Raw genomic sequence first — 24,600 nt, forward strand, 5'->3', positions numbered from 1 at the left:
GCCGAACGGCCCGCGTTGTGCCGGTCCGTGCTACGTCGTCTCCCGGTACGCCGCCGCCTCCTCCAGGTCCAGCCGGCGCAGCAGGGTCCGGAGCATCTCGTCGTCGATGTAGCGGCCGTCGCGCAGCCGGACGAACACCTCGCGTTCGGCGCCGATCATCTCCCGGGACAGGCGCCGGTAGGTGTCGTCCACGCTCTCCCCGGTGACCGGGTTGGCCTGCCCGAGCCGCTCCCAGACGGCGTTGCGGCGGCGCTCCAGGACCGTGCGGAGACGGTCCGCGAGGGGGACCGGCAGGGCGTTGCGCTCGTCCGTGAGGAGTTCCTCCAGGCGCTGCTGGGCGGCACGGGAGGCCTGGGCCTGGGCGTTCGCCTCGGCCAGCGTCTCGGCCTGTACGTCGTGCGCGGGGAACTTCAGCAGGCGGATCAGCGGCGGCAGGCTGACGCCCTGGACGACCAGGGTGCCGATGACCGTGGTGAAGGTGAGGAACAGGATGAGATTGCGCTCGGGGAACGGTTCGCCGCCGTGCACGGTGAGCGGAATGGAGAAGGCGATCGCCAGGGAGACGACCCCGCGCATTCCCGCCCAGCTGATCACGAACGGGCCCTTCCACGACATGTCCCCCTCGCGCGCGCGGACGCGTGCCGACAGCCTCGGCAGGAAGGTCGCGGGGTAGACCCAGACGAAGCGGGCGGCGGCGACCACCAGGAAGACGGCGACCGCGTACCAGGCGGCGTCGACACCCTCGTACTCCCCGAGTCCCTTGAGCACTACGGGGAGCTGGAGCCCGATCAGGGCGAACACGGCCGACTCCAGGACGAAGGCCACCATCTTCCACACCGCCTCCTCCTGGAGACGGGTGGCGAAATCGACCTCCCACGCGCGGTGCCCGAGGAAGAGCGCGACGACCACCACCGCGAGCACTCCGGACGCGTGCACCTGCTCCGCCACCGCGTAGGCGAAGAACGGGACGAGCAGGGAGAGCGTGTTCTGCAGGAGCGCCTCCTTCAGATGCGTGCGCAGCCAGTGGATCGGCACCATCAGCACCAGACCCACGCCCACACCGCCCACCGCAGCGATCAGGAACTCCCCGATCCCGCCGGCCCAGGTCGCCCCCTCGCCCACGGCCGCCGCGAGCGCCACCTTGAAGGCGGTGATCGCGGTGGCGTCGTTCACCAGGGACTCGCCCTGGAGGATCGTCGTGATCCGGGACGGCAGACCCACCCGGCGGGCGACCGCCGTGGCCGCGACGGCGTCCGGCGGCGCCACCACCGCGCCGAGGACCAGGGCCGCGGTCAGCGGCAGGCCCGGCACAATCAGGTACGCGGCGCAGCCGACGACGAAGGTCGCGAAGAGCACGTAGCCGACGGAGAGCAGCGCCACGGGCCGCACCTGAGCCCGCAGGTCCAGGTAGGAGCTGTCGGTGGCCGCCGTGTGAAGCAGCGGCGGCAGCAGCAGGGGCAGGACGATGTGCGGGTCGAGGGTGTAGTCGGGCACCCCTGGGACGTAGCTCACCGCCAGCCCCGCCGCGACCAGCAGCAGGGGCGCGGGCACCGGCACCCGCCGCCCCGCCGCCGCGATCGCGGCACTGCCCGCGACCAGCAACAGCAGCGGCATCACGTCCATCGTCCTCGCCCGCCCTCTTCTTCCGCGCGGTCATCCGCACACCCGTCGTAACCTGGCAATCATGAAACAGTGCACGCACGCCGACGCGCTGCCGCACCCGGAACCGGAGCCGCGCAGCCAGACCTGTCCGGAGTGCCTGGCGGAGGGCACGGACCCGGTGCAGCTCCGCCTGTGCCTCGACTGCGGGCACGTCGGCTGCTGCGACTCCTCGCCGAGGCAGCACGCCACGGCGCATCACCGCGAGACCGGTCACCCGGTCATGCGCACCTTCGAACCGGGCGAGAACTGGCGTTGGTGCTTCGTAGATCACGTCCTCGTGTGACCTCGGCCGGGGACGGTTCGACCGTCTGAGGCCTGGGTACGTCAACCCGGCGCGCGCTCTTCCGATTTGAGCCCCCCGAACCTCTAGCCACTGTGCGTGTTCATGTGTTTACTATGAGTGACAGTGCGGGGTTGGGGTCTCGGGGACAGGAAAGTTCGGAGCGCGATAACGTCACCGCTGAACCACGTATCGCGTTGCCCCGGGGTCGATCCTCGGCCCTGTAACGCTTGTACCACCTTGGAGGTGAGGGTGTCCCAGATCGCAGGCGAGCCCGCGACCCAGGACTTCGTCGAAGTCCGGCTGCCGGCCGCGGGTGCCTACCTGTCGGTGCTGCGTACGGCGACGGCCGGCCTCGCAGCCCGTTTGGACTTCACCCTCGACGAGATCGAGGACCTGCGCATCGCAGTCGACGAGGCCTGCGCGATCCTGCTTCAGCAGGCCGTGCCCGGCTCGGTGCTCAGCTGTGTCTTCCGCCTGGTCGACGACTCGCTCGAGGTCACCGTCTCGGCACCGACCACGGACGGCCACGCGCCCTCGCGGGACACCTTCGCGTGGACCGTGCTGTCCGCCCTGGCGGGCAAGGTCTCCTCCGCCGTGGACGAGGACAGAACCGTTTCGATCAGCCTCTACAAACAGCGCGGCGCGGGACCCGGGCCGACGTGAGGGACGGGGACGGGCCGGTGCGGGACGAGAACGGCACACGGGAGCTGCCGGCCGAGGGCACTCGTTCTGAGAACGAGAACCGACGCATGGCGGACGGCATCGACGGCATCGACGGCATCCCCGAGCAGGCCCGTCCGCATCCGGAGGACGAGGCCTCCCCGGGGGTCGTCGTCCCGGGCGACGGGCCGCGGACCGGGGACACCCCCGTCCGGCCCGTCCGAGCGGAGGCGAGGGCTCGGGAAAGGGCAACGGGCGGGACGATGAGCGAGCACGAGCGACACACCGAGGACGACGCGCCCGGTGCACGGGGCACGCAGGGCACGCGGCACGACCCGCAGGACCGCAGCGGGGCGCGCCTCCTGTTCGCCGAGCTGCGCACCCTGGAGAAGGACAGCCCCGCCTACGCGGAGCTGCGCAACCGGCTGGTCCGCATGCACCTGCCGCTCGTGGAGCACCTCGCGCGCCGCTTCCGCAACCGCGGCGAGCCGCTGGACGACCTCACCCAGGTCGCGACCATCGGACTGATCAAGTCGGTCGACCGCTTCGACCCGGACCGCGGTGTGGAGTTCTCCACGTACGCGACCCCGACGGTCGTCGGCGAGATCAAGCGGCACTTCCGGGACAAGGGCTGGGCGGTGCGGGTCCCGCGCCGGCTCCAGGAGCTGCGGCTGGCCCTGACCACGGCCACGGCGGAGCTCTCGCAGCTGCACGGACGCTCCCCCACGGTCCACGAACTCGCCGAGAAGCTGTCGATCTCGGAGGAGGAGGTCCTGGAAGGCCTGGAGTCGGCCAACGCGTACTCCACGCTGTCCCTGGACGTCCCGGACACCGACGACGAGTCCCCGGCGGTCGCGGACACCCTGGGCGCGGAGGACGAGGCCCTGGAGGGCGTCGAGTACCGGGAGTCGCTCAAACCGCTGCTGGAGGACCTGCCGCCGCGGGAGAAACGGATCCTGCTGCTGCGCTTCTTCGGCAACATGACCCAGTCGCAGATCGCGCAGGAGGTCGGCATCTCGCAGATGCACGTCTCGCGGCTGCTGGCCCGCACGCTGGCGCAGCTGCGGGAGAAGCTGCTGGTCGAGGAGTAGCCGGCCGCGAGGACGGACCACCGGGCACCGGACGCGCCCGGACACCGCCGGGCGGGACGGCCTACTTCTCCGCGCCGCCGGGCCCCCGGATCCCGAGGGCCTGGGTGGTCGTGGGGTTCACGAGCAGCACCAGCGCCGTGACGGCGACGACACCGAGCACGATGCCCGCCGGGATGGCCACGCTGTCGGCCTGCAGCAGGTTGTAGGCCACGGGCAGCGCCATGATCTGCGTGATGACGGCGGGCCCCCGGCTCCAGCCCCGCCGGGCGATCAGCCCGCGGGCGGCCAGCAGCGGCAGCAGGGCGAGGACGATCAGGGTGACGCCGCCGGTGAGGGCCGACGTCCGGTCGTCGGGGTGGCCCGTGAGACCGCCCACCAGCATCCAGGCACCACCGACGACGAGTGCCAGACCCTCGAGTGCGGCGAGCGCCGCCGCGGCGGTCAGCCGACCGGGACGGGGACCGGGCTCTTCGGCGGCTTGAGGGACGGTGGGGTTCTGCTCACTGCTCACCCTTGCAGGGTAGCCCCCGGCGCGCACGAACCCGCGGGCGCGTCCGGCGCACCGCCCACGCCGTGCGCCCACCCCGATCCCCACCTCGGTTCTCCACCTCGGTCTGGGCCGGGTACCACCCAGTAGGTACCCTGCAAACCATGCGTGCACTTCTCGTGGTCAATCCGGCGGCAACCACCACGAGTGCGCGCACGCGCGACGTGCTCATCCACGCGCTCGCGAGCGAGATGAAGCTGGAGGCGGTCACCACCGAGTACCGCGGCCACGCGCGCGACCTCGGCCGGCAGGCGGCACAGAGCGACGACATCGAGCTGGTGGTCGCCCTCGGCGGCGACGGCACGGTGAACGAGGTCGTCAACGGCCTGCTGCACGCCGGCCCCGCCCCTCAGGACCTGCCCCGTCTCGCGGTGGTCCCCGGCGGCTCCACCAACGTCTTCGCCCGCGCCCTCGGCCTGCCCAACCACGCCGTGGAGGCCACCGGCGCCCTGCTGGACGCCCTGCGCGAGGGCAGCGAGCGGACCGTCGGACTGGGCCTCGCCTCGGGCACCCCGGGCTCGGAGGACGAGTCGGTGCCGGCCCGCTGGTTCACCTTCAACGCCGGGCTGGGCTTCGACGCCGGCGTGGTCGGCCGGGTGGAGCAGCAGCGTGAGCGCGGCAGGAGATCGACCCACGCCCTCTACCTCCGCCAGGTGATGCGCGCGCTCATGGGGGAACCGCACCGCCGCAGCGGGACGATCACCCTGGAGCGGGCGGGCGAGGAGCCGATCAACGATCTCGTGCTCTCCATAGTCTCGAACACGTGCCCCTGGACGTTTCTCGGCAATCGCCCGATCTACGCGTCACCTAAGGCCTCGTTCGATACCGCGCTCGACGTCTTCGGACTCAGCCGCCTGTCCACGGGCGCGGTTGCCCGGTATGGGACCCAGTTGCTCACTTCGTCCCCCGAGCGGGGACCCCGGGGCCGGCATGCCGTCTCCCTGCACGATCTGACCGGGTTCACCTTGCATTCGAAGGTCCCGCTCCCCCTCCAGATGGACGGTGACCACCTGGGACTGCGGACCAGCGTGACGTTCACAGGCGTACGCCGTGCACTGCGTGTGATTGTGTGAGCAGAAGGGGCGAAAGTCCTTTCACTCGAACGTTTAGGCCAGGGTCCACCCCATGGAAGTACGGCTGTGACCTAGTCGACACCGAAGAATCAAAAAAAACTTTCCGGAAGGGGTTGTATCCGCCGCTGAGGTTTGCGAGTCTCTTCTTGGCGATCGGGACGGCCCGCAACACCAGCCTCCACAGATCACCAGAACCCCTCTTCAAATCACAGGACCACGCAGGGCAACCTGACGGTAGGCCCTTCCCTTGTTGAGGGATTCGTGAAAGCGTTCACATTCACAAGCAACCTGCATGTAATACCAAGGAGAGGTAGCAGCCATGGACTGGCGTCACCGCGCCGTTTGCCGCGAGGAAGACCCCGAGCTCTTCTTCCCCATCGGCAACACCGGTCCCGCGCTGCTGCAGATCGAGGAAGCCAAGGCCGTCTGCCGTCGCTGCCCTGTCATGGAGCAGTGCCTGCAGTGGGCGCTCGAGTCCGGTCAGGACTCCGGCGTCTGGGGTGGTCTCAGCGAGGACGAGCGCCGCGCAATGAAGCGCCGTGCCGCCCGCAACCGGGCTCGTCAGGCCTCCGCCTGACCATCCACCCCTGCTGACAGCCTGAGCTTGGCGGCGCGTACAGCGAGTACGCAACCCCCGCTCCCGAGCCGCAGCGCGCAGTACCCCCGATGCGCATCGGACGATGCAACGCACGAGCACTGGCCTCGGACCTTCACCGGTCCGGGGCTTTTTGCTGTCCGGGGCTTTGCTGTCCGGGGCCCGGTCTACCGGGCCCCGGCGCCGCTACTTCGCTGCGGGCACCGGGATGTCGAGGATCACCCGGGTGCCGCGACTCGGGGCCGGGACCATGTCGAAGGAGCCGCCCAGCTCGCCCTCCACCAGGGTGCGGACGATCTGCAGGCCGAGGTTGCCGGAGCGGTGCGGGTCGAAGTGCTCGGGCAGGCCGACCCCGTCGTCCTGGACGGTGACCAGCAGCCGGGCCTCCTTCGTCGTACCGCCACGGACCGCGGAGACCTCGACCGTGCCGGTGTCGCCCTCACGGAAGCCGTGCTCCAGGGCGTTCTGCAGCACCTCGGTCAGGACCATCGACAGCGGGGTCGCCACCTCGGCGTCCAGGATGCCGAAGCGTCCGGTGCGCCGGCCGGTGACCTTGCCCGGCGAGATCTCCGCCACCATCGCCAGCACGCGGTCGGCGATCTCGTCGAACTCCACGCGCTCGTCCAGATTCTGGGAGAGCGTCTCATGCACGATCGCGATCGACCCGACGCGGCGTACGGCCTCTTCGAGTGCCTCGCGTCCCCGGTCGGACTCGATGCGCCGGGCCTGGAGGCGCAGCAGGGCCGCCACCGTCTGGAGGTTGTTCTTCACCCGGTGGTGGATCTCCCGGATGGTGGCGTCCTTGGTGATCAACTCGCGCTCGCGACGGCGCAGTTCCGTGACGTCGCGGAGGAGCACCAGCGAACCGATGCGCGTGCCCTTGGGCTTGAGGGGGATGGCACGGAACTGGATCACCCCGTCATGGGCCTCGATCTCGAACTCGCGGGGCGCCCAGCCGCTGGCCACCTTGGCGAGTGCCTCGTCCACGGGGCCGCGGGAGGGGGCGAGTTCGGCGGTGGTGCGGCCGAGGTGGTGGCCGACCAGGTCGGCGGCGAGGCCCATGCGGTGGTACGCCGACAGCGCGTTCGGCGAGGCGTACTGGACGATGCCGTCCCCGTCGACCCTGATCAGACCGTCGCCCACGCGAGGTGAGGCGTCCATGTCGACCTGCTGGTTCTCGAACGGGAAGGCACCGGCCGCGATCATCTGGGCGAGGTCGGAGGCGCTCTGGAGGTAGGTGAGCTCCAGACGGCTCGGCGTGCGCACGGTGAGCAGGTTGGTGTTGCGGGCGATGACGCCCAGGACGCGCCCCTGGCGCCGCACGGGGATGGACTCGACGCGGACCGGGACCTCCTCGCGCCACTCCGGGTCGCCCTCGCGCACGATCCGGCCCTCGTCCAGGGCGGCGTCCAGCATGGGGCGCCGGCCGCGCGGAACGAGGTGGCCGACCATGTCGTCCTGGTAGGAGGTCGGGCCGGTGTTCGGGCGCATCTGGGCGACCGAGACGTAGCGCGTGCCGTCGCGGGTGGGCACCCACAGGACGAGGTCGGCGAAGGAGAGGTCGGAGAGGAGCTGCCACTCCGAGACCAGCAGGTGGAGCCACTCGAGGTCGGAGTCGTCGAGCGCTGTGTGCTGGCGTACGAGTTCGTTCATGGAGGGCACGTGGCTGAGCGTACCTGGCGGTACGGACAGCGCCCGAAACCGGAAGGTTCGCACCGGCGGAGGGGCGGGATCGGGCCCCGGAGACACCCGCGGGCCGCGGCGCCTGGGAGGGACCCTCAACCCTCCCGGCACCGCAGCCCGGAGCAACATCGGCCGTGGGGTGTGCGGTCCCGGTCGGCCGAAGGATGAGGAGCCGGGGCAGTCAGGGCAGAGAGCTCCGGTTCCTCGGTCCGCCCTCCTGTGCGGGGAAGGCGGAAGTCTGGCGATCACCTTGCGTGAGCGTCACGGCAAGTGCCATCCGTGGCCATTGTGGACTAGACCACTCACCGTGTCCATGCGATGAACGCCGTTTGTCGTTGTCGTGCTCCGCCGGGCGCCCGGTCACCCGAGTGCCCGGCAGAAGCCTAACCCTGTTGGCTCACACGCGGGGCCAGGCGGCCAGGGCAATTTCCACGAGTGCCTCCAGTTCCGCCCGGCTCGCGCCGTCGCGCGCCTGCTGGGACATGCCTTGGATCATCGCGCCGGTGTAGCGGGCCAGGGTCGCGGCATCGGTGGTCGGCGGGAGCACGCCCGCGTCCACGTCGGCGGCTATCCGGCTCTCGATCGCGGCGATGTTGGCGTTGCGCCGCCGCCGGAGGGACTCCTCGACCTCGGGCGTCGAGCAGTTGGCGGCCGCGTGGATGACGAGGCAGCCGTGCGGCCGGCCCGGCGCCGTGTACTCGACGGCGGCCTCGCGCAGCATCCGCTCCGTCCCCGCCCGCGCGGTCGGCTCCTCGTCGAGGGCGCGGGTGCCGAAGGAGCCGTAACGCACGCCGTACTCCTGGACGACCTCCTCGAAGAGCGAGCGCTTGTCGCCGAAGGCGGCGTAGAGGCTCGGGGCGCCGATGTCCATGACGCGGGTGAGGTCGGAGACGGACGTGGCCTCGTAACCGTGTTCCCAGAAGGCCATCAGCGCCTTCTCCAGGGCCGTCGCCCGGTCGAAGGAACGGGGCCGGCCCCGGGTCCTGGCCGCGCCCCTCCCGGCCGACGCCCCCACCTGTCCGCTCTTCTCGTCGCTCACCATGGAGTTCATTTTATAGCGAGCACTAGAAAATTGTCGCCGCGGTGCAGTACGGTCTTTTCTGTAGCGACCGCTAGGGAAATGCGAAGGGGGCGTCGTCATGGGCGTGCTTACCGGCAGGACGGCTCTTGTCACGGGGGCGAGCAGGGGTATCGGACGCGGCATCGCCGAGCGGCTGGGGCGGGACGGCGCCCGGGTCGCGGTGCACTACGGGAGGGACGAGGCGGCGGCGAAGGGGACGGTCGCGGAGATCGAGGCGGCGGGCGGCTCGGCGTTCGCGATCCGTGCCGACTTGAGCGCCCCCGGGGCGGCCGAGGCCCTGTGGGAGGAGTTCGACCGGCACGCGGACGGGCTGGACGTCCTGGTGAACAACGCCGGCATCGGGAACACGCGACCCATAGGGGAGATAGGGGAAGCCGAGTACGACGCGGTCTTCGCGGTCAACGTGAGGGCGCCGTTCTTCCTCCTCAAGCACGGCATGGGGCGGATTCGCGACGGCGGCCGGGTCATCAACATCTCCTCGGGGCTGGCCCGCACCGCCGTGATGCCGGCCAACATGGCGTACGCGATGACGAAGGGAGCGCTGGACGTCTTCTCGCGCGACCTCTCCAAGGTGCTGGGCGCCCGCGGCATCACGGTGAACTCGGTGGCGCCCGGCATCATCGACACCGACAACACGGCCGACCTGCTGCACGGGAGCGCGGACGGCTGGGAGCGGGCGGCGGCACTCTCCGCGCTGGGCGGGGTCGGCACGCCGGCCGAGGTGGCCGACGTGGTGGCGTTCCTCGCCTCGCATGAAGGACGGTGGGTCACGGGGAGCTGGGTGGACGCGACGGGCGGTTCGCTGACGTAAGGTCCGGGGCCGCTGTTTCACCGGCCGGTTCGACGCGCTCGCGGGGTCCCGCTCTGTTAGATTGGTCTAAACCACATAGGGCCCCACACAGCCAGTCCCGGACCCCGGGTGAGTCCTCTCTTCGAAACGGCAGGCAAGCGTGGAAGTTGTCATCGTTCCCGACGCCAGGGCAGGCGGCGAACTGATAGCCGAAGCCATGGCGCAGCTGCTCCGACGCAAGCCCGACGCCCTGCTCGGGGTGGCCACCGGATCGACGCCGCTGCCCGTCTACGAGGCGCTGGCGGCCAAGGTGCGCTCGGGCGCCGTGGACACCGCGCGGGCCAGGATCGCCCAGCTCGACGAGTACGTGGGGCTGCCCGCGGATCACCCCGAGTCGTACCGCTCGGTGCTGCGGCGCGAGGTGCTCGAACCGCTGGGGATCGGCATGGACGCGTTCATGGGTCCGGACGGCACGGCGGACGACGTGCAGGGGGCGTGCGAGGCGTACGACGAGGCGCTGGGCGGAGCCGGCGGGGTCGACCTCCAGCTGCTGGGAATCGGGACCGACGGGCACATCGGCTTCAACGAGCCGTGCTCCTCGCTGGCCTCGCGGACCCGGATCAAGACGCTCACCGAGCAGACCCGCGTCGACAACGCGCGCTTCTTCGACGGTGACATCGAACAGGTCCCGCACCACGTGATCACACAGGGCATCGGCACCATCCTGGAGGCCCGGCACGTGGTGCTGCTCGCCACCGGCGAGGGCAAGGCGGACGCGGTCGCCGCGAGTGTCGAGGGTCCGGTGGCGGCGGTGTGCCCGGCCTCCGCGCTCCAGCTCCACCCGCATGCCACCGTCGTCGTCGACGAGGCCGCCGCCTCCAAGCTGAAGCTGGCCGACTACTTCCGGCACACCTTCGCGCACAAGCCCGCCTGGCAGGGCATCTGAGTCCGCGGGCACGTGCAGGGAGGGCGCTGGTCCCCGGTCACCGGGGCGGCGCCCTTCGCCGTGTCCCACCTGCGCGGGAGCCGCGCCTGACCAGGCACCCCACGGACCGTGACACCCGCACGGAGACGCCGGGAGCGACTCCCGGTCGCCCGCCCGGGGGGGGGCGACCGTGCAGGTCGCGGCCCGCCCGGGGGACGCGTGGGCGGGCCGCCGGTCCCGCCCACGCGTGAGCATCGGTGGGGCCCGCCCACTGTCGCCGCCGCACCGCCACCTGCCCGCGACAGGTCCCCGGGCGGCCGCACCGCACGCCTGCGCCCGCCTCGGACCCGGCGGCGGCACCGCACGCGTATGCCCGCCTCGGATCTCGGGCGCCCGCACCGCACGCCTGTGCCCGCCTCCCGCCCGTGCCCCAGCCCCCCGGGCCGCCCGCACCCCACGCGTGCGCCCCCCTCACGCCCGTGCGCCGCGCCCCCGAGCGCCGCCGCACCGCACGCCCGTCCCCCCTCACGCCCGTGCCCCGCGCCCCCGGCCCGCCGCACCGCACGCCTGTGCCAGCCGCAGACCCTTGAGCGCCGGACACCCCACGCGCGTGCCGGCCTCACACCCCTCCCCCCGTCCCTCGTGCACCCGGGCCCGCCGTACGGCGAAGACGCCTACCCCCTCGCAGGAGGGGGTAGGCGTCTTCGGCATGTCGGGCAGGGTGTGTGTCACGCCCCCGTGAGGGCCTCCGCGGCTGCGCGGCCGCAGACGCGGGCTGCGCCGTGGGTGGCCAGGTGGAGGGCGCCGCGTGGTGCCGCGCGGGGCACGCCCATCTCGACGACGATCGTGTCGGGGCGCTCCGCCAGCAACGTGTCGAGGGCGGCCGCCATCCAGGGGTGCCGGTGTTCGTCGCGGACGACGGCCACGATGCGGCGCGGACCCGCCGCGCCCAGCACGTCCTTCCCGGCGTCCGGCCCGGTGAAGCTGCCGGTCTCCGTGCCGGGGAGCAGACGGAACAGCTCGGCGGCGACGCCCCAGGGGGTCTCGTCGCCGACCGCGATGTTCGCCACGGGGGTCAGCGCGGCGACGTAGGGCGCGTCGGTGAGGGCGGTGAAGCCGTCGGAGCCGGTGATCCGCAGGGCCCGGCGGGCGGCCCTCAGGCCCACGTCGCCGTCGGTGCCGCTCGCGGTCCGGGCGGCGTCGGTGCGGTGCGCGGAGGTCCAGCGGGCCAGGGCGCGGACCCGTTCCGCCGCGTCGGCCAGCCGGTCCTCGGGCAACTGGCCCGAGCGGACGGCCTCGACCAGGGCGTCGCGCAGCCGCAGCACGGTCTCCTCGTCGGCCAGGCCACCGCCCACGCAGATCGCGTCGGCGCCCGCCCCGATGGCCAGGACGCTGCCGCGTTCGATGCCGTAGGTGCCCGAGATGGCCCGCATCTCCATGCCGTCGGTGACGATCAGGCCCTCGTGGCCCAGTTCGCCGCGGAGCAGGTCGGTCAGGATGCGGCGGGACAGCGTGGCCGGCCGGTCCGGGTCCAGGGCCGGGACCAGGATGTGGGCGCTCATCACCGCGCGGCTGCCGGCGGCGATGGCCGCGCGGAAGGGGGCGAGGTCGCGCTCGGCCAGCACCTCGGCGCCCACGTCGATGCGCGGCATCGCGTGGTGGGAGTCGACGGCGGTGTCGCCGTGACCGGGGAAGTGCTTGGTGCAGGCGGCCACGCCCACCGACTGGAGGCCGGTGACGTAGGCGGCGGTGTGCCGGGAGACCAGGCCGGTGCCGGCACCGAAGGAGCGCACGCCGATGACCGGGTTGTCCGGGTTGGAGTTGACGTCGGCGGACGGCGCCCAGTTGAGGTTCACCCCGCAGGCCGCGAGCCGGCGGCCCAGTTCCGCGGCCACCTCCCGGGTCAGCTCGACGTCGTCCACCGCGCCGAGGGCGAGGTTGCCGGGGAAGGAGGAGCCGGTGCGGACCTCCAGGCGGGTGACGTCGCCGCCCTCCTCGTCGATGGCGACCAGCACGTCGTCGCGTTCGGCGCGCAGTTGGGCGGTCAGGGCGGCCAGTTGCCCGGCCGAGGCGATGTTGCGCCCGAACAGGCCGACGGAGGCCAGCCCCTCGCCGAGGCTGCGCAGCAGCCAGTCGGGGGCGGTGGTCCCGGTGAAGCCGGGCTGGAGGACGGTCAGCGCGTCGCGCGTGAGCGTGTCGGTGCCGCTGGCGATTGTCGTCATCGGGTGGCGTTATCCCTTCACGGCGCCGGCGGTCAGGCCGCTGACGGCCTTGCGCTGCAGGAAGACGAAGAGGATCAGGATCGGGATGGCGAAGAGCGACGAGGCGGCCATCGTCGCACCCCAGTTGTCGCCGAAGACGGTCTGGAAGCTGGTGAGCCACAGCGGCAGGGTCTGCGCCTCGGCCTCCTTGTTGACGACCAGCACGAGGGGCAGTTCGTTCCACGCGGTGATGAAGCCGAACATCGAGGTGGACATCAGCCCCGGGGCGAGCAGCGGCAGGATGACCCGGCGGAACGCCTGGGCCCGGGTGCAGCCGTCGACCAGCGCGGACTCCTCCAGTTCCCTCGGCACGGCGGCGACGAAGCCGCGCAGCGTCAGGATGGTGAAGGGCAGGATCATCATCATGTAGAAGAGGGTGAGCGGCACGAGGCTGTTCAGCATCGAGGCGTCGCGCACGATCATGTAGATGGCGATGACCATGACTTCCCAGGGCGCCATCTGGGCGAGCATGAAGCCGACGATGAAGCCGCGCCGCCCCCTGAACCGCATCCGCGCCAGGGCGAACGCGCCGGCCAGCGCGATGACCAGGGAGAAGACGACCGCGCAGACGGTGACGATGAACGAGTTGCCGACGTAGGTCCAGAAGTGGTCGGCCTCGACCGCGGTCTTGAAGTGGTCGAAGGTGACGTCGGTCGGGAACCAGACCGGGTCCTCCGAGATGATGTCGCCCGCCGGCTTGAAGGCCGTGGCGAACATCCAGTAGACGGGGAAGACGAGGCCGATGAACAGGACGACGGCCGTGACGTTGGGCCACAGGCGGCCGAAGAGCGAGCGCTTCACAGCTCGTCCTCCTCTTGCTTGAGCACGATCCTGAGGTAGTAGGCGGTCAGGCCGAGCAGGATCAGGATGGTCAGGACGGCGATCGCCGCGCCCATGCCGTAGTGCTGGTTGCCGACGCCCTCGATGTAGGCGTAGACGGGCAGGATCTCGGTGAGACGGTCCGGGCCGCCGCCGTTGAAGGTGTAGACCTGGACGAAGGCCTTGAAGATCCAGATGATCTCCAGGAAGGTCGTCGCGTAGAGGAACGGCCGCAAAACCGGCAGGGTGACCGTGGTGAAGCTGCGCCAGGCGCCGGCCCCGTCGAGGGCGGCGGCCTCGTACAGCTCGCCGGAGATGGTGGTGGTCGCCGCGTAGAGGTTGATCGCGACGAAGGGGACCGACATCCAGACGATCAGCACGGTGACGACGAAGAAGGTCGACATCTGGCTGCCGGTCCAGCTGTAGTCGGCCATGGAGTGCCAGCCGAGCTTGTCCAGGACCCAGTTGACGACGCCGAAGCGCTGGGCGAAGAGCCACTGGTAGACGGTGGTCGCGGCGACCACCGGCATGGCCCACGCCAGCACCAGGCCGAGCAGCAGCACCAGCCGCATCACCCGGCCGAGGCGGGCGAGCAGCAGGCCGATCAGGCCGCCGACCACCATGGTGAGGGCGACGTTGACCGCGGTGAAGATGATCGAGCGGACGGTGACCCGCCAGAAGTCCTCGCCGGTGAGGACCGCCTTGTAGTTGTCGAAGCCGGTCCACTCGGTGACGTGCTGGATCAGCTGCGCCATGTTGAGGTTCTGGAAGGACAGCAGACCGTCCTTCACCAGTGGCCAGCCGAGCAGGAGCACCGTGGCCGCGCAGGCGGGCAGCAGCAACAGGTACGGTACGAGCGCGCCGGTGCGCGACGCGGCTCTCGGTTTCGGCCTGCCGGTTCCCTCGCCGTCCGTCTTGCGGACGTCCGACGGGCCGGAGGGCGGCCGTTCGGTCTGCACGGTCATGCTCGCGGTCTCTCTCTTCTCGACCTGCTCAACTCGACGCCGGGGCGGGGGCCGTGGCGCGGCCCCCGTCCCGGCTCACCCGGTGTTACTGCTGCTGCGCCAGGCGCTTGTTGAACTCGCCCTCGACCTGCTCGGCGGCCTCGGCCGGGGACTTCCCCTTCAGCACGGCCGTCAGGTAGGTCTTGATCGGGTTCGGGTCGTTCTCGACCGCGGCCCACTCCGGGATCAGCGGCGTGGTGTCACCGCCCGCCGAGGCCGGCGCGGCGGCCTCGGCGGCGGCGTTGCCCTTGAGGTTGCTCTGGAGCGCGTCCTTGTTCGGGATGACGCCGTTGGCCTTGGACAGCGCGCCCTCGAACTTGTCGGACAGCGCGATCTTCAGGAACTCCTTGGCGAGTTCCTGCTTCTTGCTGCCCGCGGCGACGGCCAGGTTGGAGCCGCCGAGGAAGACGCCCTCGGGCTTGTCGGCCGTGGCGCCCGGGATGGTGAAGTAGCCGAGGTCCTTCTCGATCGCCGGGTTGGTGGCGATCGCCGTGCCGCCCTCCCAGCCCATGCCGATGATCGCGCCGGTCTTGCCCTTGGCGAAGATCTCACCCTGCTGCGGGGTGGCCTCGTCCTTGTCCTTGGGCGCCTTGGAGAGGGCCTGGAACTTCTTGTAGGTCTCGGTGGCGGCGGCGATCTTCGGGTCCTCCAGGTTGGAGACGTACTTGTCGCCGTCCTTCTTGACCAGCTCGGCACCCTCGCCGATGGCCAGGCCCACGAAGTGGTACCAGTTCTGGCCGGGCAGGTAGATCGGCTCGGCGTCGGTCTTGTCGCCGATCGTCTTGAGGGCGTCGTAGAACTCGTCGCGGGTCTTGGGCGTGTCCTTGATGCCCGCGTCCGCCCAGATCTTCTTGTTGTAGATGACCACGCGGTTCACCACGAACCACGGGGCGGCGTACTGCTTGTCCTCGAAGACCGCGGACTTGTTGAGGGACTCGGACCAGTCGGTGCCGATCTCGCTCTTGAGGTCGCTCAGGTCGGCGAGGCCGCCGGTCTTGGCGTAGGCCGGCGTCTGGGTGTTGCCGATCTCGAAGACGTCGGGAGGGTTCTCCTCGGAGAGGGCGGTGGTCAGCTTCTGCTGGATACCGTTCCACTTCTGGATCTCGAACTTGACCTTGGCCTTGGTCTTCGCCTCGAACTCCTTGGCGAGGTCGGCCTGCCAGTCGTCCGGCGAGGATCCGTCCATCACCCACACGGTGAGCGTCTCACCGGCGTAACCGTCCGCCCCGGCCTTCTTGCCGTCGTCGCCGTCGTCGCCCCCGCACGCCGCGATCGAGACCATCATGCCCGCGATACCGATCGCGGCTATCAGCTTGCGCTTCACGCCACCCTCCTCAGGGATGCCACAAAACCCCCCTGCCTCCCCGCGGTTGCTCGTCGACGCGGACCGCCCATGGGGCCGGGACCTGGACCAATGGTGTAGACCAGTACGGGGAGCTTGGCCCAGACCAATAGGGCTGTCAAGGGTGTGCAAGCACGGTCCATGCGTCCGTGATGCGACCGAGATATGCAGGGACCTTTCATTGCGCAAGCGGCAGATCGGGCGGACCGGGAGGGGGTGTACCACCGCCCACCGGAGGGCGTGCCGACACGGTCCCGAACGCGCGTACCAGCGGTGTCCGACGGCGCTGTGGACTAGACCAACGAGGGGCGCGGAGGTATACAGAAGGGATCACGGAGCGTGCGGGGCCATCCTGCCCGGAGCCGTGCCACGATGTGGGCCGTGGCCGACAGGGATATCGGTCGCTTCGGCACCCGGAGCCGGGAAGGCAGAGCATGAGCACCGACGTCAGCAGTGCGGAGAACGAGGGTGGGGCGACCGTCCGTACCGCGCGCGTGCCCAAGTACTACCGACTGAAGAAGCACCTGCTGGACATGACCCGGACCCAGGCGCCGGGCACGCCGGTCCCTCCCGAGCGCACCCTGGCCGCCGAGTTCGACACCTCGCGCACGACGGTGCGCCAGGCCCTGCAGGAACTGGTCGTCGAGGGCCGCCTGGAGCGCATCCAGGGCAAGGGCACCTTCGTCGCCAAGCCCAAGGTCTCGCAGGCCCTGCAACTCACCTCGTACACCGAGGACATGCGGGCCCAGGGTCTCGAACCCACTTCGCAGCTGCTGGACATCGGCTACATCACCGCCGACGACCGGCTCGCCGGACTGCTGGACATCACGGCCGGCGGTCGGGTGCTGCGCATCGAGCGGCTGCGCATGGCCAACGGCGAGCCCATGGCCATCGAGACCACCCACCTCAGCGCCAAGCGCTTCCCGGCGCTGCGCCGCTCCCTGGTGAAGTACACGTCCCTCTACACGGCGCTCGCCGAGGTCTACGACGTCCACCTCGCCGAGGCCGAGGAGACCATCGAGACCTCGCTGGCCACCCCGCGCGAGGCCGGGCTGCTCGGCACCGACGTCGGCCTGCCCATGCTGATGCTCTCCCGGCACTCGCAGGACCGCACCGGTCAGCCCGTGGAGTGGGTGCGCTCGGTGTACCGGGGCGACCGCTACAAGTTCGTGGCCCGGCTGAAGCGGCCCCAGGACTAGGGCCCGTCCGACCGCTCCCGCCCGTCCCGCGGCGCGCGTGTCCGACATATTCCGGCACCCGGGACCGCGAAGTTGCAGTTCAGGACCGATATGCGGACGAGGGGTTCCGCTGTCTCGACGCCGTCACCTACATTTCGTGCGCACTGCACGAGGTGATCAGCGAGGGGACGGAGCCGCCGTATGTCACAAGCCCCAGAAGTGAGCAGAGGGCCGGTGGTGACGCCGGTGCGCGTCGTCATCGGCCTCTGCCTTGTCGCACCGTTCGTCGCCATGCTCTGGGTCGGTTCGTACGCGAAGACCGACCCGGCCTTCATCGGCATCCCGTTCTTCTACTGGTACCAGATGGCGTGGGTGGTGCTCTCCACCGCGCTGACGATGATCGCCTACAAGCTGTGGCAGCGTGACCAGCGCGCCCGCCGGGAAGGCGGTTCCCGGTGAACGACGGCGTGAACGGCGTCGCACTCGCCGTCTTCATCTTCTTCTTCCTGCTCGTCACCGCCATGGGCTTCCTGGCCGCCCGCTGGCGCAGGGCCGAGAACGAGCACAGCCTCGACGAGTGGGGCCTGGGCGGCCGCTCGTTCGGCACCTGGGTCACCTGGTTCCTGCTGGGCGGCGACCTGTACACGGCGTACACCTTCGTGGCCGTGCCGGCGGCGATCTACGCGGCCGGCGCCTCGGGCTTCTTCGCGGTGCCGTACACGATCCTGGTCTACCCGCTGATCTTCACCTTCCTGCCCCGGCTGTGGTCGGTCTCCCACAAGCACGGCTACGTGACGACCTCGGACTTCGTGCGCGGCCGGTTCGGCTCGAAGGGGCTGTCGCTGGCGGTGGCCGTGACCGGCATCCTCGCCACCATGCCGTACATCGCGCTCCAGCTCGTCGGCATCCAGGCCGTGCTGGACGTGATGGGCGTCGGCGGCGGCGAGGACACCAACTGGTTCATCAAGGACCTGCCCCTGCTGATCGCCTTCGGCGTGCTGGCGGCGTACACCTACTCGTCGGGGCTGCGCGCGCCCGCGCTGATCGCCTTCGTGAAGGACACGCTGATCTACATCGTCATCGCGGTGGCGATCATCTACATCCCGATCAAGCTGGGCGGCTTCGACGACATCTTCGCGGCGGCGGGCGACAAGTTCACCGAGTCGGGCAAGGGCTCGCTGACGCCGGACCACGGCGGCCAGTGGACCTACGCCACGCTGGCGCTGGGCTCCGCGCTCGCGCTCTTCATGTACCCGCACTCGATCACCGCGACGCTGTCCTCGCGCAGCCGTGAGGTGATCCGCCGCAACACCACGATCCTGCCGCTGTACTCGCTGATGCTGGGCCTGCTCGCGCTGCTGGGCTTCATGGCGATCGCGGCCGGGGTGAAGGTGGAGAACGGGCAGCTGGCGATCCCCCAGCTCTTCGAGAACATGTTCCCGGACTGGTTCGCCGGTGTGGCCTTCGCGGCGATCGGCATCGGCGCCCTGGTCCCGGCGGCGATCATGTCGATCGCGGCCGCCAACCTCTTCACCCGCAACATCTACAAGGACTTCATCAAGCCGGACGCCACCCCGGCCCAGGAGACGAAGGTCTCCAAGCTGGTGTCCCTGCTGGTGAAGGTGGGCGCGCTGGTCTTCGTGCTCGGCATGGACAAGACGGTCGCGATCAACTTCCAGCTGCTCGGCGGCATCTGGATCCTGCAGACCTTCCCGGCCCTGGTGGGCGGCCTGTTCACCCGCTGGTTCCACCGCTGGGCCCTGCTCGGCGGCTGGGCGGTCGGCATGGTCTACGGCACGGTCGCCGCGTACGGGGTGGCCTCGCCGACGCAGAAGCACTTCGGCGGTTCCTCCGACGAGATCCCGGGCATCGGTGAGATCGGCTACATCGGCCTCACCGCCTTCGTGCTGAACGTGGTGGTCACCGTGGTCCTGACCTTCGTCATGCGGGCGCTCAAGGCGCCCGACGGCGTCGACGAGACCAAGCCCGGTGACTACACGGCGGACGCGGGCGACCCCGGCGTCGAGGCGGAACTGCCGCCGGCCACGGCGGGCACCTCGCACTGACCCCCTCCCTCAGGCGGGCCGTCGGAGAAATCCGGCGGCCCGCTGTCGTACCCGTCGGGCACACTCGGGGGCATGGACTTCGTGATCCGGCGTGCCACGGCCGAGGAGTACGACACCCTCGGTGAGATCACCGCGCGCGCCTACCTGGGCGACGGCCTCCTCGACTTCGGGGAGGACGACGCCTACCTCCACGAGCTGCGCGCCGTGGCCCGGCGGGCGGCCGCCGCCGAGGTGCTGGTCGCCGCATCGGACGGCGGTGTGCTCGGTGGCGTCACCTTCGTGCCCCGCGGTGGCCCGATGGCCGACATCGCCCGTCCCGGCGAGGCCGAGATACGCATGCTCGCCGTCGCCCGCGAGGCGCGCGGACGCGGCGCCGGCGAGGCGCTGGTGCGGGCCTGCGTCGACCGCGCCCGGTCCGTGCCGGGCTGCGCGCGGGTCGTGCTGTCCACCCAGCGCACCATGCACGGCGCCCACCGCCTCTACGCGCGCCTGGGTTTCACCCGCACCCCGGAGCGCGACTGGAACCCCCTGCCGAAGCTGGACGACTTCACCCTGCTCACCTATGAACTGACGCTCTGACACCCTCCCGACACGCTCACGGACACAACATCTGGGGGTGCTGGCGGTACCCGGCACAAGATGTATGCTCGTGCTCGCTGTCGCCGCAGGGGAATCCGGTGCGAATCCGGAACTGTCCCGCAACGGTGTACTTGTGCGTGTTCGCGTCTCCACGTGTCCGCGCACGGGCTTGAGTCCGAGGACCTGCCGACAGTGCGCCCGGCCGCCTTGGCCCGGGTGCCATGACGTCCGGGTCTCGTGGAGTGGGCCGGTGGACGCGACGCCGTGCGCGCTCGTGAACTGCCTCCTGCCCTCCGCCGGGCCCCGTGCCGAGCGAGGGAGTGCTCCACGTGACCATCGCGCCAGCCGATCCGGCTTCAGCGACCCCGGTGACGGCGACCGGGGAACCGGACGGTCCCGGTACCGCGTTGCTGCGGACCCTGACCGAGCTGACCGCCGACCTCCCGGGCGCCGACCCCGGCCGGGTCGCCGCCGCCGCGCTGCGCGGCCGGTCCGCCCGTGCGGACGAGGCCGAGCTGCGCGAGCTGGCCACCGAGGCCGCCGCCGGACTGATCTCGGAGGACCCGGTCTACTCCCGGCTCGCCGCCCGCCTGCTGACCCTCACCATCCGGGCCGAGGCCGCCTCCCAGGGCGTCACGTCCTTCACCGGGTCGGTCGCCACCGGTCACCGCGAGGGCCTGATCGCCGACCGCACCGCCGCGTTCGTACGGCGGCACGCGGAGCGCCTGGACGCGCTGATCGACCCGGCCGCCGACGACCGCTTCGGCTACTTCGGTCTGCGCACCCTGCACAGCCGCTACCTGCTCCGGCACCCGATCACCCGCAAGGTGGTCGAGACGCCCCAGCACTTCATGCTGCGCGTGGCCGCCGGGCTCGCCGAGGACGACACCGCCCGCTCGGCCGACGAGGTGGCCGCCCTCTACGGGCTGATGAGCCGCCTCGACTACCTGCCCTCCTCCCCCACCCTCTTCAACTCCGGCACCCGGCACGCCCAGATGTCGTCCTGCTACCTCCTCGACTCCCCCAAGGACGAGCTGGACTCCCTCTACGACCGCCTCCACCAGGTGGCCCGCCTCTCCAAGCACGCCGGCGGCATCGGCATCGCCTACTCCCGCATCCGCTCCCGCGGCTCGCTCATCCGCGGCACCAACGGGCACTCCAACGGCATCGTCCCGTTCCTGAAGACGCTCGACGCCTCGGTCGCCGCCGTGAACCAGGGCGGCCGGCGCAAGGGCGCCGCGGCGGTCTACCTGGAGACCTGGCACGCCGACATCGAGGAGTTCCTGGAGCTGCGGGACAACACCGGCGAGGACGCCCGCCGCACCCACAACCTCAACCTCGCCCACTGGGTGCCGGACGAGTTCATGCGCCGGGTGGACGCCGACGGGCAGTGGTCCCTGTTCTCACCCGCCGACGTGCCCGAGCTGGTCGACCTCTGGGGCGCGGAGTTCGACGCGGCGTACCGCGCGGCGGAGGCGGCGGGGCTGGCCCGCAGGACGCTGCCCGCCCGTGAGCTGTACGGGCGCATGATGCGTACCCTCGCGCAGACCGGCAACGGCTGGATGACCTTCAAGGACACCGCCAACCGCACCGCCAACCAGACCGCCGAGCCGGGCCACGTCGTCCACTCCTCCAACCTCTGCACGGAGATCCTGGAGGTCACCGACGACGGGGAGACGGCGGTCTGCAACCTGGGCTCGGTCAACCTCGGCGCCTTCGTCGACGTGGCCGCGGGCGACCTCGACTGGGAGCGGCTGGACGCCACCGTCCGCACCGCCGTCACCTTCCTGGACCGGGTCGTCGACATCAACTTCTACCCGACCGAGCAGGCGGGCCGCTCCAACGCCCGCTGGCGCCCGGTGGGCCTCGGCGCGATGGGCCTGCAGGACGTCTTCTTCCGGCTGCGCCTGCCCTTCGACTCCCCCGAGGCGAAGGCCCTCTCCACCCGCATCGCCGAGCGCATCATGCTCGCGGCCTACGAGACCTCCACCGACCTCGCCGAGCGCAACGGCCCGCTGCCGGCCTGGGAGAAGACCCGTACGGCCCGGGGCGTGCTGCACCCCGACCACTACGGCGTCGAGGCCGCCTGGCCCGAGCGCTGGGCCGCGCTGCGCGCGCGCATGGCCACCACCGGCCTGCGCAACTCCCTGCTCCTGGCGATCGCCCCGACCGCCACCATCGCCTCGATCGTGGGCGCCTACGAGTGCATCGAGCCGCAGGTGTCCAACCTGTTCAAGCGCGAGACGCTCTCCGGCGAGTTCCTCCAGGTCAACTCGTACCTGGTGGACGACCTCAAGCGGCTCGGCGTGTGGGACGCCCGCACCCGCGAGGCGCTGCGCGAGGCCAACGGCTCGGTGCAGGGCTTCTCCTGGATCCCCGAGGACGTCCGCGCCCTGTACCGCACCGCCTGGGAGATCCCGCAGCGCGGCCTGATCGACATGGCCGCCGCCCGCACCCCCTACCTCGACCAGGCCCAGTCGCTGAACCTGTTCCTGGAGACGCCGACCATCGGGAAGCTCTCCTCGATGTACGCGTACGCCTGGAAGCAGGGCCTGAAGACCACGTACTACCTGCGTTCCCGCCCGGCGACCCGCATCGCCCGCGCCGCCGCCCGGGCCACCGTCCCCGCACAGCAGACCCCCGATCCCGAAGCGGTCGCCTGCTCCCTGGAGAACCCCGAGTCCTGCGAGGCCTGCCAGTAATGACCACCGAGATCCCCGCGACCCCCGCCACCAAGAACCTGCTCGACCCGGGCTTCGAACTGACCCTGCGCCCCATGCGCTACCCGGACTTCTACGAGCGCTACCGGGACGCCATCAAGAACACCTGGCACGTCGAGGAGGTCGACCTCCACTCGGACGTCGCCGACCTGGCGAAGCTCAGCCCCATGGAGCAGCACCTGATCGGCCGGCTGGTGGCCTTCTTCGCCACCGGCGACTCGATCGTCGCGAACAACCTGGTGCTCACCCTCTACAAGCACATCAACTCCCCCGAGGCGCGGCTGTACCTGTCCCGCCAGCTCTTCGAGGAGGCCGTGCACGTCCAGTTCTACCTGACGCTGCTGGACACCTACCTGCCCGACCCGGAGGACCGCGCCGCCGCCTTCGCGGCCGTGGAGAACATCCCCTCCATCCGCGAGAAGGCCGGGTTCTGCTTCAAGTGGATGGACTCGGTCGAGTCGATCGACCGGCTGGAGAGCCGGGCCGACCGCCGCCGCTTCCTGCTCAACCTCATCTGCTTCGCCGCGTGCATCGAGGGCCTGTTCTTCTACGGCGCCTTCGCCTACGTGTACTGGTTCCGCAGCCGGGGCCTGCTGCACGGCCTGGCCACCGGCACCAACTGGGTGTTCCGGGACGAGACCATGCACATGTCCTTCGCCTTCGACGTGGTGGACACGGTGCGCAAGGAGGAGCCGGAGCTGTTCGACGACCAGCTCCGGCAGCAGGTCACCGACATGCTGCGGGAGGCCGTCGAGGCCGAGCTGCAGTTCGCGCGCGACCTGTGCGGTGACGGCCTCCCGGGCATGAACACCGACTCGATGCGGGAGTACCTGGAGTGCGTCGCCGACCAGCGTCTGACGCGGCTCGGCTTCGCCCCGGTGTACGGCTCCGAGAACCCCTTCTCCTTCATGGAGCTGCAGGGCGTTCAGGAGCTGACCAACTTCTTCGAGCGCCGCCCCTCGGCGTACCAGGTCGCGGTGGAGGGCACCGTCGACCTGTCCGAGGACTTCTGAGTCCGCCGGGGCTCCTCGCTCTCCCGCCGGTTCTCCTGGGCCTCCCTGAGCTGACGGTCGATGCGCTTCTCGCGCACGATGCCGATCACCGAGGGGAGGACCATGAGGACCAGGAGTCCGAAGGTCACGAGCATTCCGATCAGGGCTTCCATCTGGTTGCTGTTCATGACACCACTGTCGCGCCCCGGACTCCTTACCGGCAGTGGCAGGACTGCCGCAGGGCCTCGATTTCCTGCCACTTCCGAGGCACACTGTCGGCATGTTGCGGAACGTGGCAGCCGTCCTGCTGGACGGCGCGCATCCTTTCGAACTCGGCGTCGTCTGCGAGGTCTTCGGCATCGACCGGACCGACGAGGGCCTGCCGCGGTACGACTTCGCGGTGGTCTCCGCGGAGGGCCCCGAGCTGACCACCCACGTCGGCGGGCTCACCGTCTCCACGCCGTACGGGCTGGAGCGGCTGGAGGAGGCCGACCTGATCACGGTGCCGGCGGGGAGCGACTTCGCCCGCCGCGAGTACCCGCCGGAGCTGCTGGAGGCGCTGCGGCGGGCCGTGGACCGGGGTGCGCGGGTGTTGAGCGTGTGCTCCGGGGTGTTCGTGCTGGGCGCCGCCGGTCTGCTGGACGGCCGGCGGTGCGCGGTGCACTGGCACCACGCCGCCGAGCTGACCCGGCAGTACCCGCGGGCGTCCGTGGCCCCCGACGTGCTCTACGTGGACGAGGACCCGGTGATCACCAGCGCCGGCACCGCCGCCGGCATCGACGCCTGTCTGCACATCGTCCGCAAGGAGCAGGGGCCGGAGGTCGCCAACAAGATCGCCCGGCGCATGGTCGTGCCGCCGCACCGGGACGGCGGCCAGGCCCAGTACATCGAACGGCCGCTGCCGCGTTCCTCCTGCGACACCGTCGGCGAGGTGCTGTCCTGGATGGAGCAGCACCTCGACGAGGAGGTCACCGTCGACCAGCTCGCGGCGCGGGCGCACATGTCGCCGCGCACCTTCGCCCGCCGCTTCCAGCAGGAGACGGGTACGACCCCCTACCGCTGGATACTGCGCCAGCGCGTGCTGCTGGCCCAGCGGCTGCTGGAGGCGACGGACGAGACCATGGACGCGATCGCGTGGCGCACCGGATTCGGTACGGCAGCGGCCCTCAGGCACCAGTTCGTCAGGGCCCTGGACACCACACCGCACGCCTACCGGCGCGCCTTCCGCGGCCCGCAGGCGGCGGCCTGA

23 protein-coding genes and 1 riboswitch are annotated in these 24,600 nt (G+C 70.7%); of the genes, 14 read left to right on the plus strand and 9 right to left on the minus strand.

From position 1 onward, the window contains the following. Positions 1-30: 30 nt before the first annotated feature. Positions 31-1,623 carry a Na+/H+ antiporter gene (locus ACZ6EG_RS16705; RefSeq protein ID WP_391969605.1) on the minus strand — a complete coding sequence of 531 codons (1,593 nt, stop codon included), beginning with the start codon at positions 1,621-1,623 and terminating at the stop codon, positions 31-33. Positions 1,624-1,684: 61 nt separating this feature from the next. Between ACZ6EG_RS16705 and ACZ6EG_RS16710 the strand changes: the two genes are divergently transcribed. The 3 genes from ACZ6EG_RS16710 (at position 1,685) to ACZ6EG_RS16720 (ending at position 3,696) form a co-directional block, all read left to right on the plus strand. Continuing rightward, positions 1,685-1,945, plus strand: a complete 261-nt coding sequence (locus tag ACZ6EG_RS16710) for a UBP-type zinc finger domain-containing protein (protein ID WP_356604461.1) — start codon at positions 1,685-1,687, stop codon at positions 1,943-1,945. A 249-nt stretch (positions 1,946-2,194) separates the two neighbouring features. Continuing rightward, positions 2,195-2,608 (plus strand): ATP-binding protein, encoded by a 414-nt coding sequence (locus ACZ6EG_RS16715; protein ID WP_351995178.1) that lies wholly within the window; start codon positions 2,195-2,197, stop codon positions 2,606-2,608. Further along, positions 2,605-3,696, plus strand: coding sequence for an RNA polymerase sigma factor SigF (locus ACZ6EG_RS16720; protein WP_391969606.1), 1,092 nt, complete (start codon positions 2,605-2,607; stop codon positions 3,694-3,696). The genes ACZ6EG_RS16715 and ACZ6EG_RS16720 overlap by 4 nt, the downstream gene beginning before the upstream one ends. 61 nt (positions 3,697-3,757) lie before the next feature. On the opposite strand, the gene ACZ6EG_RS16725 is transcribed toward ACZ6EG_RS16720, so the two are convergent. Then, on the minus strand, positions 3,758-4,207 hold the full coding sequence (locus ACZ6EG_RS16725; protein ID WP_356604459.1) for a hypothetical protein: 450 nt from the start codon (positions 4,205-4,207) through the stop codon (positions 3,758-3,760). Positions 4,208-4,347: 140 nt separating this feature from the next. On the opposite strand from ACZ6EG_RS16725, the gene ACZ6EG_RS16730 reads away from it, so the two are divergent. Both ACZ6EG_RS16730 and ACZ6EG_RS16735 read left to right on the plus strand, forming a co-directional pair. Then, positions 4,348-5,316, plus strand: coding sequence for a diacylglycerol/lipid kinase family protein (locus ACZ6EG_RS16730; protein WP_469605195.1), 969 nt, complete (start codon positions 4,348-4,350; stop codon positions 5,314-5,316). Positions 5,317-5,635: 319 nt separating this feature from the next. Further along, the gene (locus ACZ6EG_RS16735; protein ID WP_003973730.1) at positions 5,636-5,893 is read left to right on the plus strand and encodes a WhiB family transcriptional regulator; all 258 of its coding nucleotides are present in this window, start codon (positions 5,636-5,638) and stop codon (positions 5,891-5,893) included. A gap of 204 nt (positions 5,894-6,097) precedes the next feature. Here the strand turns inward: ACZ6EG_RS16735 and ACZ6EG_RS16740 are convergent, their stop codons facing one another. After that, positions 6,098-7,573, minus strand: a complete 1,476-nt coding sequence (locus tag ACZ6EG_RS16740) for a sensor histidine kinase (protein WP_383645168.1) — start codon at positions 7,571-7,573, stop codon at positions 6,098-6,100. A 418-nt stretch (positions 7,574-7,991) separates the two neighbouring features. Next, positions 7,992-8,636, minus strand: coding sequence for a TetR/AcrR family transcriptional regulator (locus ACZ6EG_RS16745; protein WP_469605199.1), 645 nt, complete (start codon positions 8,634-8,636; stop codon positions 7,992-7,994). Between the two features lie 97 nt (positions 8,637-8,733). On the opposite strand from ACZ6EG_RS16745, the gene ACZ6EG_RS16750 reads away from it, so the two are divergent. Together ACZ6EG_RS16750 and nagB are read left to right on the plus strand one after the other, a co-directional pair. Beyond that, entirely contained in the window at positions 8,734-9,486 is a 753-nt protein-coding gene (locus ACZ6EG_RS16750) for an SDR family oxidoreductase (RefSeq protein WP_469605202.1), read from the plus strand. 139 nt (positions 9,487-9,625) lie between these two features. Beyond that, positions 9,626-10,411 (plus strand): glucosamine-6-phosphate deaminase, encoded by a 786-nt coding sequence (gene nagB, locus ACZ6EG_RS16755; protein WP_469605205.1) that lies wholly within the window; start codon positions 9,626-9,628, stop codon positions 10,409-10,411. Between the two features lie 707 nt (positions 10,412-11,118). Here the strand turns inward: nagB and ACZ6EG_RS16760 are convergent. The 4 genes from ACZ6EG_RS16760 to ACZ6EG_RS16775 form a co-directional block, all read right to left on the minus strand. Then, positions 11,119-12,612: a glycoside hydrolase family 3 protein gene (locus ACZ6EG_RS16760; protein ID WP_391969611.1), complete on the minus strand. Its 1,494-nt coding sequence runs from the start codon at positions 12,610-12,612 to the stop codon at positions 11,119-11,121. A 9-nt stretch (positions 12,613-12,621) separates the two neighbouring features. Further along, a complete protein-coding gene (locus tag ACZ6EG_RS16765) occupies positions 12,622-13,452 on the minus strand; it encodes a carbohydrate ABC transporter permease (protein WP_391969612.1) in 831 nt (276 codons plus the stop codon). Further along, positions 13,449-14,435 carry a carbohydrate ABC transporter permease gene (locus tag ACZ6EG_RS16770; RefSeq protein WP_391969613.1) on the minus strand — a complete coding sequence of 329 codons (987 nt, stop codon included), beginning with the start codon at positions 14,433-14,435 and terminating at the stop codon, positions 13,449-13,451. The genes ACZ6EG_RS16765 and ACZ6EG_RS16770 overlap by 4 nt, the downstream gene beginning before the upstream one ends. Before the next feature lie 85 nt (positions 14,436-14,520). Beyond that, on the minus strand, positions 14,521-15,798 hold the full coding sequence (locus ACZ6EG_RS16775) for an extracellular solute-binding protein (protein WP_469605210.1): 1,278 nt from the start codon (positions 15,796-15,798) through the stop codon (positions 14,521-14,523). A 452-nt stretch (positions 15,799-16,250) separates the two neighbouring features. Here ACZ6EG_RS16775 and ACZ6EG_RS16780 point away from each other — a divergent pair, with 452 nt between their 5' ends. From ACZ6EG_RS16780 to ACZ6EG_RS16805, 6 genes are all read left to right on the plus strand, one after another. Beyond that, positions 16,251-17,015: a GntR family transcriptional regulator gene (locus ACZ6EG_RS16780; protein ID WP_053136900.1), complete on the plus strand. Its 765-nt coding sequence runs from the start codon at positions 16,251-16,253 to the stop codon at positions 17,013-17,015. 180 nt (positions 17,016-17,195) lie between these two features. Next, the gene (locus ACZ6EG_RS16785; protein ID WP_391969615.1) at positions 17,196-17,453 is read left to right on the plus strand and encodes a DUF3311 domain-containing protein; all 258 of its coding nucleotides are present in this window, start codon (positions 17,196-17,198) and stop codon (positions 17,451-17,453) included. Continuing rightward, the gene (gene mctP, locus ACZ6EG_RS16790) at positions 17,450-19,060 is read left to right on the plus strand and encodes a monocarboxylate uptake permease MctP (RefSeq protein WP_391969616.1); all 1,611 of its coding nucleotides are present in this window, start codon (positions 17,450-17,452) and stop codon (positions 19,058-19,060) included. The genes ACZ6EG_RS16785 and mctP overlap by 4 nt, the downstream gene beginning before the upstream one ends. A 72-nt stretch (positions 19,061-19,132) precedes the next feature. Beyond that, a complete protein-coding gene (locus ACZ6EG_RS16795) occupies positions 19,133-19,639 on the plus strand; it encodes a GNAT family N-acetyltransferase (RefSeq protein WP_053136891.1) in 507 nt (168 codons plus the stop codon). Positions 19,640-19,666: 27 nt separating this feature from the next. After that, a riboswitch (cobalamin riboswitch) is annotated at positions 19,667-19,844 on the plus strand. A 124-nt stretch (positions 19,845-19,968) separates the two neighbouring features. Beyond that, positions 19,969-22,341, plus strand: a complete 2,373-nt coding sequence (locus tag ACZ6EG_RS16800) for a ribonucleoside-diphosphate reductase subunit alpha (RefSeq protein ID WP_391969617.1) — start codon at positions 19,969-19,971, stop codon at positions 22,339-22,341. Then, entirely contained in the window at positions 22,341-23,372 is a 1,032-nt protein-coding gene (locus tag ACZ6EG_RS16805; RefSeq protein ID WP_391969618.1) for a ribonucleotide-diphosphate reductase subunit beta, read from the plus strand. The genes ACZ6EG_RS16800 and ACZ6EG_RS16805 overlap by 1 nt, the downstream gene beginning before the upstream one ends. Here ACZ6EG_RS16805 and ACZ6EG_RS16810 read toward each other — a convergent pair. After that, on the minus strand, positions 23,285-23,539 hold the full coding sequence (locus ACZ6EG_RS16810) for an ATP synthase subunit B family protein (protein WP_391969619.1): 255 nt from the start codon (positions 23,537-23,539) through the stop codon (positions 23,285-23,287). The genes ACZ6EG_RS16805 and ACZ6EG_RS16810 overlap by 88 nt on opposite strands. 92 nt (positions 23,540-23,631) lie before the next feature. Here ACZ6EG_RS16810 and ACZ6EG_RS16815 point away from each other — a divergent pair, with 92 nt between their 5' ends. Beyond that, on the plus strand, positions 23,632-24,600 hold the full coding sequence (locus ACZ6EG_RS16815; protein WP_391969620.1) for a GlxA family transcriptional regulator: 969 nt from the start codon (positions 23,632-23,634) through the stop codon (positions 24,598-24,600).

Source organism: Streptomyces sp. NPDC041968, from assembly GCF_055589025.1.

Excerpts from the sequence above, each read along its gene's own strand:
- ACZ6EG_RS16770 (WP_391969613.1), bottom strand. The coding sequence starts at position 14,435 with ATGACCGTGCAGACCGAACGGCCGCCCTCCGGCCCGTCGGACGTCCGC.
- ACZ6EG_RS16805 (WP_391969618.1), top strand. The coding sequence starts at position 22,341 with ATGACCACCGAGATCCCCGCGACCCCCGCCACCAAGAACCTGCTCGAC.
- ACZ6EG_RS16795 (WP_053136891.1), top strand. The coding sequence starts at position 19,133 with ATGGACTTCGTGATCCGGCGTGCCACGGCCGAGGAGTACGACACCCTC.
- ACZ6EG_RS16760 (WP_391969611.1), bottom strand. The coding sequence starts at position 12,612 with ATGACGACAATCGCCAGCGGCACCGACACGCTCACGCGCGACGCGCTG.
- ACZ6EG_RS16815 (WP_391969620.1), top strand. The coding sequence starts at position 23,632 with ATGTTGCGGAACGTGGCAGCCGTCCTGCTGGACGGCGCGCATCCTTTC.
- ACZ6EG_RS16750 (WP_469605202.1), top strand. The coding sequence starts at position 8,734 with ATGGGCGTGCTTACCGGCAGGACGGCTCTTGTCACGGGGGCGAGCAGG.
- ACZ6EG_RS16745 (WP_469605199.1), bottom strand. The coding sequence starts at position 8,636 with ATGGTGAGCGACGAGAAGAGCGGACAGGTGGGGGCGTCGGCCGGGAGG.
- ACZ6EG_RS16785 (WP_391969615.1), top strand. The coding sequence starts at position 17,196 with ATGTCACAAGCCCCAGAAGTGAGCAGAGGGCCGGTGGTGACGCCGGTG.
- ACZ6EG_RS16705 (WP_391969605.1), bottom strand. The coding sequence starts at position 1,623 with ATGGACGTGATGCCGCTGCTGTTGCTGGTCGCGGGCAGTGCCGCGATC.
- ACZ6EG_RS16735 (WP_003973730.1), top strand. The coding sequence starts at position 5,636 with ATGGACTGGCGTCACCGCGCCGTTTGCCGCGAGGAAGACCCCGAGCTC.
- ACZ6EG_RS16710 (WP_356604461.1), top strand. The coding sequence starts at position 1,685 with ATGAAACAGTGCACGCACGCCGACGCGCTGCCGCACCCGGAACCGGAG.
- ACZ6EG_RS16780 (WP_053136900.1), top strand. The coding sequence starts at position 16,251 with ATGAGCACCGACGTCAGCAGTGCGGAGAACGAGGGTGGGGCGACCGTC.
- ACZ6EG_RS16730 (WP_469605195.1), top strand. The coding sequence starts at position 4,348 with ATGCGTGCACTTCTCGTGGTCAATCCGGCGGCAACCACCACGAGTGCG.
- ACZ6EG_RS16810 (WP_391969619.1), bottom strand. The coding sequence starts at position 23,539 with ATGAACAGCAACCAGATGGAAGCCCTGATCGGAATGCTCGTGACCTTC.